Here is a 6,000-nt window from a genome sequence, read left to right as displayed (position 1 = left end):
GGAAGGAAAGGGCAAGATCATCGACATCCTCGGCGATGCAATTGAAGAAACCCATGACCTCGTTGATTCGTGTGTCGACTCGCTTAGAAATGGTATATTTGTATTATTAACATTTGTGCTAACCGTCGTGGTAGTCAACGGTCTCAAAGACACCAGTACCAGCGCGATATTCTCCTCGACCTACATTTGGGTCGTGGTTATCTTGTGCCTATTAATGAGCATTTGGGTTTTTAGTGCGCGTTCCAGTTCGCTCAGCCAGTTTGACAGGGCGTTCGACTCAATCGAAGAGTTGCTAAAACGAAACTACCATGGAGTACTTCAACTGGCCGAGGTTGACAATGCTTTGAACCCTGTTCGGATCAGCAACCGGGATTACTTGAGGAGTCAGTCGACACATTATGTCAGGGTGTGGTTGCTCATCGTCTTACTTCTGATTACCGGTTTCGTCATAGGAAACGTGCTTTTCGTTCAAGCGTCAACAGCGTCTAATTCAGCGCTCCCGCTTACACCAACCCAAGTACCAGTGCCGAACCCTGTAAATAAACAGGCCGCACCGTCTCCCGGTACGTTTGAACATACTAATCAACTGGATCGACTCAAGCCTACCAATGCGCTCGATCGCCGCGTCAATTTACGACATGGCAAATCCGATTAACAATGTATTTCTCCATCCCGGTTAATGTCGTGTACGCTCACTTTGAGCATTTTGAAAAAAACGTAACATTAGAGTTACCCAAGGAAATATTTAAAAATGTGGAATTTTTGCGGTGATATTGAGTACGAATGTCATAAGTGCAAAATCAAAAACACCATGCCTATTGATGACTTCAGCATTGAGTGCACAGGCGGCTCCGAAAGATCAATGGGAGCCGAAAGCATCTACGAGCTTATCTGCGAACTATCCTGTGCCAAATGTGGAAACAATATCTCATTAAACTTTGAAGCATCAGAATACCCGTCAGAAATCCTAAATTTCATCATTGACAACTCAACTGGCGCGAACACTTTAAACGAACCAAGAATTGAGTACTTACAAGAGTTCTACCAAGCCGATGACCTCGACTTGCTTTGGCAATCGATCCCCGAACTGATCACGACACTTAAAAGCAACCCAAAGCTAATAAGAGAAATATCACCTCGTGAATTCGAAGAGTTGATCGCGGAAATATTTCGAAAAAAAGGTTTTGAAGTTGAGCTTACCAAAAGAACTCGAGATGGCGGAAAAGACATTATTGCGATATCCACCGACCAACTTGGAATCAAAAACAAATACTTTATTGAATGCAAACGCTATGCGGAAGACAACAAAGTCGGTGTAGAAGTTGTGAGAGCGCTACATGGCGTGAAAAACATGAAAGAAGGACCAAATAAAACAGTCATAGCAACAACCTCTTTTTTACGAAAGACGCTAGAGATTTTGTTAACAATGAAATTTCCAGCAGTTGGGACATGACACTTGCAGATTTTGATGAAATTATGAAATGGATTAACGACCATTAAAAAATTTCGGCGGAGGAACCTCGCCCCCGCCTTTACTCTATGCCATCCATTGCGCTGGAAACGTAGGCGCGCCCGTAATTTTTACGATGAAGTCACTCACCGATAACAGTATGACCATCTGAGAATTCGGCCGGCTTCGTGCACACTCCATTTTCTAGTTATCACTCGAAAACAGATACCTTTCAACAGATATCAAACCCGAGCTCAACCATTCGCTGTTTCTCGTTGGGTTTCAGCACCTTCACGCCCCAAATCAATAGGTGACGAGGCCTGGAGCTAGCGACGTAGGCAAAACGCGCGGCTTCTGAAAGCGGATCTTTAAGCCAATCCTTCCAATGCGATTGGGAACCCGATTTGAGCGACGAGACAACAACAGTCACATCATGAGTCTCACCCTTCACCTGATGGATCGTGGCGTAGCGGCGTGTCGATGCCGGTTGCTGATGCGCCATGGATAGTCGAGCGGATAGCGCTTGGGACCCCAAACCCGCTGGTGCGACTAAGCTTACCTCCTTAAGGCCTGTAAGCTTTGCAGCGATAGCTTCCAACGCGAAAGGTTGGTCAGGGATCTGCCGAATTGCACGTTTCGCGAGTGCTGCCCATTGCTTCCAAGTCAGACCAATATCTGATGCCCCACAAACACTCAGGTATTTGAGGCAATTGAAAACAAATCGGCGCCACGCAAGCTTGGACTCTATCTCAATCGGACAATAGAGGCTCGCGGGAGTGACTTCGAGATTCAGCTTGAAAGCCAACCATCCTGCGAAAGACTTCAGTGCGCGCCTCACCTCCTCTAGGTTTTGGCTCTCGATCGATACACAGGACAAAGCCAAGTCTTCCAACACACTGAACTTTCCACCGCGTGAGAAACGTTGGAGTGTGCTGTGCCCCCGAGCAACGATCACCACATCTTGATAGCCTTGAGCAAGGGCGATGATCAGGGGAGTTAGCTCCGATGGGCACTGCTGATACTGAATCAGCTTCGGCTTCAATGGCTCGATGTTTGGGTTGCCAGCACTTTTTGCGACATTCAGCAGATCACTGCAAAGATCGACAATCGCCTGGCCGCTTCGCCAATTGGCAGTTAGTTCGTACTCAGTGAATTGCAGATCATCCAGCAGTTTCCGTACGCGCTCTGGATTTGATTTTCTGAACCCGTATATAGACTGATTCAAGTCACCCACAAAATGAAACTTCATTCCTCGCCTAGCTAATTGCCTGACAATGTCCAACTGCTCCGCGGACAGGTCCTGGCACTCGTCAACGACCGTAATAGGGAACCGGCGAACGACTTTGGCGAGATATTCTTCGAACTGAGTGCCTCTCAAAGCCATGAGGGCAATCATGTCGATGTCCCGGTAGGTTGCGAACCCGCCCTTCCAAAACCGCTTTTTGGTATCGACCAGATCCTGCTTGGTCTCAGCACTCAGCTCCGCAGCATTGAGCTGGACATCCGTCAGCTCTCCTGTAGCGAACACGAAGCGCTTACTGTCCAGGTCGTAGTCATATTTGCACGCTGAAATCGTCCTCCCACATATCTTGGTCTTCGTGCGAAAAATGTTGGCTGTCTTATCGATGAGCCGGATGCGATAGTCACCATCCCTCCCCGGATAACCTGTTATCTGACTCGCTATTTTTGCCACGATATGGGTGAGAAGGAAGCTGTCGAACGTAGAGACGCAATGGGGATGTGCCAGTGGCTCTCCCAAATGTTCGGTGAGCCGAAGTTTCAACTCATCAGTCGCGCTATTGGAAAAGGTCAACACAGCGATTCCGGATGGAAACCGCCGCCATTTCTGAATCGACTTGCACACCATGGCGGCAAGGACTTCAGTTTTGCCGCTTCCCGGACAAGCCTTTAGGTAGATATTCTCTTCCAGCGAAGCGCCTATATAAGCCCGCTGCTCATCGGTGGGGAACGTCATTCGGCGCCCTCTGGCTGTGCCTCACAAGCCCAGAGGATGGCTGCACGAATGTATTCGGGCACCACGAAATCCTCCAAGTTTTCCGCTAAGGCATCTGCCAGGACTTGAGCATAGAGGCCTTTACCCATGTCATCAGAGTCGATGCGATCCAGCAGTTGCCCAGCGTACTCTGCCTTTTGAGCGTTCGGCATGTCGCCAAAATTCAATTCCGATGCCTCGTCCAGTCCCTTTTTGACAGTGCCTTGAGTGGGCCAATGATTCGCGGCGACTGCAAACATCCTGCTCAGGTTGTTGCTCTCGAGGGCGATGTCATACTCGAAGGTCTTGTACTTACCGGCGTAAAGTCTTCCGTACTCGGATTTTGCAATGATCGGAATAAGCTTGAGGGCATGGTGAATCGCCCCGGATTCTCTAGACACCTTGCAAGCTCACTGCGTAACGTTTTTCAAACTCTACCGGTGACAGCTGATTGTTGAAACCATGCCGGCGTTTTGCGTTGTAGAACATCTCGATGTAATCGAACACATCACTACGAGCATCTTCGCGCGTGGAATAGATTTTCCGCTTGATCCGTTCCCGCTTTAGAAGCTGGAAAAAGCTCTCAGCCACGGCGTTGTCATGACAATTGCCTCGGCGACTCATGCTGGCAACCAAATTGTTCGCCTTCAAAAAGCTGCGCCAATCGGAGCTGCTGTACTGGCTGCCTTGGTCGGAATGAACCATCACCTCTTGCTTCGGTTTACGCCTCCAAACCGCCATCAATAACGCATCAATGGCCAAATCACTGGTCATCTGCGACTTCATTGACCAGCCAACGACCTGACGAGAAAACAGATCCAGCACCACTGCCAAATACAGCCAGCCTTCATACGTACGAATGTAAGTGATGTCGGTGACCCAAACTTTGTTGGGTTCTACGACATCAAACTGGCGCTTCAGTAAATTGGGTGAGGCGACCGCTGGCTTACCGCCGTACTTTCCAGGGCGACGTCGATACCCTGTCTGAGAGCGCAGCCCTTCAAGACGCATCAGCCTCGCCACACGATGGCGACCACAATCCTCACCGACTTCGCGCAGATCGTCATGGACTTTGCGATAGCCATAAACGCCGCCGCTCTCCAGCCAGGAATGCTTGATCAACCCCAGCAGTCGCTGGTCGTCTTTGGCGCGTACAGATTGCGGCTCAGACAGCCAGGCGTAATAACCGCTGGGATGGACTTTCAGCGTCAGGCAAAGCCGTCGAATGGAATAGTCGCCCGCTCGCTGCTTTATAAAGGCGTACTTCAACCGCACTCCTTGGCAAAGTACGCGGCGGCCTTTTTTAAGATGTCTCGCTCTTCGGTGACCCGCTTGAGTTCGGCTCGCAGACGACGCAGTTCAGCGTGCTGATCATCGTCTTGCTTCCTTTCTCCTTGAGGTTTGCTGTAGCGCTTTATCCAGGCATAGAGGCTATGCGACGACACGCCAAGACGCGCCGCCACATCAGCGACAGGCAGCTTCTTTTCGGTCACTTGATTGACCGCTTGGATTTTGAATTCTTCGGGGTAACGCGGGTTGCTCATGGCACCTCCTAATTGACCTCAGTTTAAGGCAAAGAGGTGTCTACGAAACCCGGGGCGATTCAGTAGTAGGCGCAGGAACGTCTCTTCACCTCGGTCCTCATCTACCTCTAGGATCAGCTCCGCCAGAATCGATGCGATGTACAGCAAGTTGTTGTACCCGAGGCTGTTCTCTTCGAGTGACCTGAATTGAGTAGCATCGGCGCCATTAAGGTCTGGGTAATACAGCAGTCTGAGACCCTCAACAATTTTCGAGAAATTGACCTCCGAAAACTGGATGAGCGTGCCCTGAGAGAGATTCATGCCCAAGGCTTCCTTGAGGTTGTCTCCAATCCGCTGGTTGGCCTGCTTGATGGCGTAGTCATCGCTCTCGGCCAACTCTTGATTGAATTCTCCAACCCGCTGCTCGAGCGGATGAGCCACTCCTGCCTTGCGGCACTCGTCGATCTCCTTGCGGCAAAGCGCCTTCATCAACCGGGCAAGCCGTGACTGGCGACCTTCGCGAAGTTTGACTTCGGCGTCACGCAACGGCGGGAGATAGACGCAGTGGATCAGATCGAGGATTTCGACCTCTACAGGCTTGATCCGCTGATGCCCACCCCAGATGGAGTATCGATATCGGCCGCGCGACTCCCGGTTCGTTGCAGTGAAGGTAAGTTTGGCCTCAGGCTCCTGGCCGCACCAATCGATAAAGGCTGTGCTCTCATCTTGGTCCAGCCCGCTGAACGTGGCCTCAATACGAATAGCCTCGGTAGCTAATGCCCCTGGCTCGAAGCCGCGGTAGAAGTCTCGCTCATGGATGTTTCGCTTTCCCGACTCGGAGTCATTGAACAACTGCCGAATTGCACTGATGATCCCCGTTTTACCAGCCCCATTCTCCCCTACCAGGACGTTGAGGCCATCATGCAACTCAATGGTGAAGCCTGTGTTGAAACATTTAAAACCATCAATTTCCAAGGCGCGGAGATACATTCGAGTCCTTTCCTGTAATAGTCGAGGAGATTCTCCTGCCTCAC

General features: G+C 50.4%; 5 protein-coding genes and 1 pseudogene. 2 read left to right on the top strand and 4 right to left on the bottom strand.

Translation table 11 applies throughout. From position 1 onward, the window contains the following. Positions 1-655 (top strand): hypothetical protein (locus HX823_RS16415; RefSeq protein ID WP_177075516.1); only part of this gene is annotated, 655 nt, incomplete at its 5' end. 156 nt (positions 656-811) lie between these two features. After that, entirely contained in the window at positions 812-1,453 is a 642-nt protein-coding gene (locus HX823_RS16410; protein WP_200864542.1) for a restriction endonuclease, read from the top strand. 229 nt (positions 1,454-1,682) lie between these two features. Here the strand turns inward: HX823_RS16410 and HX823_RS16405 are convergent, their stop codons facing one another. From HX823_RS16405 to HX823_RS16390, 4 genes and pseudogenes are all read right to left on the bottom strand, one after another. Further along, on the bottom strand, positions 1,683-3,425 hold the full coding sequence (locus HX823_RS16405; protein ID WP_016978902.1) for a UvrD-helicase domain-containing protein: 1,743 nt from the start codon (positions 3,423-3,425) through the stop codon (positions 1,683-1,685). Next, positions 3,422-3,844: a hypothetical protein gene (locus tag HX823_RS16400; protein ID WP_177075514.1), complete on the bottom strand. Its 423-nt coding sequence runs from the start codon at positions 3,842-3,844 to the stop codon at positions 3,422-3,424. The genes HX823_RS16405 and HX823_RS16400 overlap by 4 nt, the downstream gene beginning before the upstream one ends. Further along, a protein-coding gene (locus tag HX823_RS16395) for an IS3 family transposase (protein ID WP_177075512.1) occupies positions 3,837-4,987 on the bottom strand; the annotation gives its coding sequence in 2 pieces (ribosomal slippage) (positions 3,837-4,753 and positions 4,753-4,987; 1,152 coding nt in all). The genes HX823_RS16400 and HX823_RS16395 overlap by 8 nt, the downstream gene beginning before the upstream one ends. Before the next feature lie 60 nt (positions 4,988-5,047). After that, positions 5,048-5,956, bottom strand: a pseudogene (locus HX823_RS16390) (AAA family ATPase); the annotation flags it as partial. Between the last annotated feature and the right edge of the window lie 44 nt (positions 5,957-6,000).

The sequence above is a fragment of the Pseudomonas sp. P7759 genome, assembly GCF_013386445.1.
GTDB classification, from domain to species: Bacteria; Pseudomonadota; Gammaproteobacteria; order Pseudomonadales; family Pseudomonadaceae; genus Aquipseudomonas; species Aquipseudomonas azotoformans_A.
This window is presented reverse-complemented; position numbering and strand designations above follow the sequence as displayed.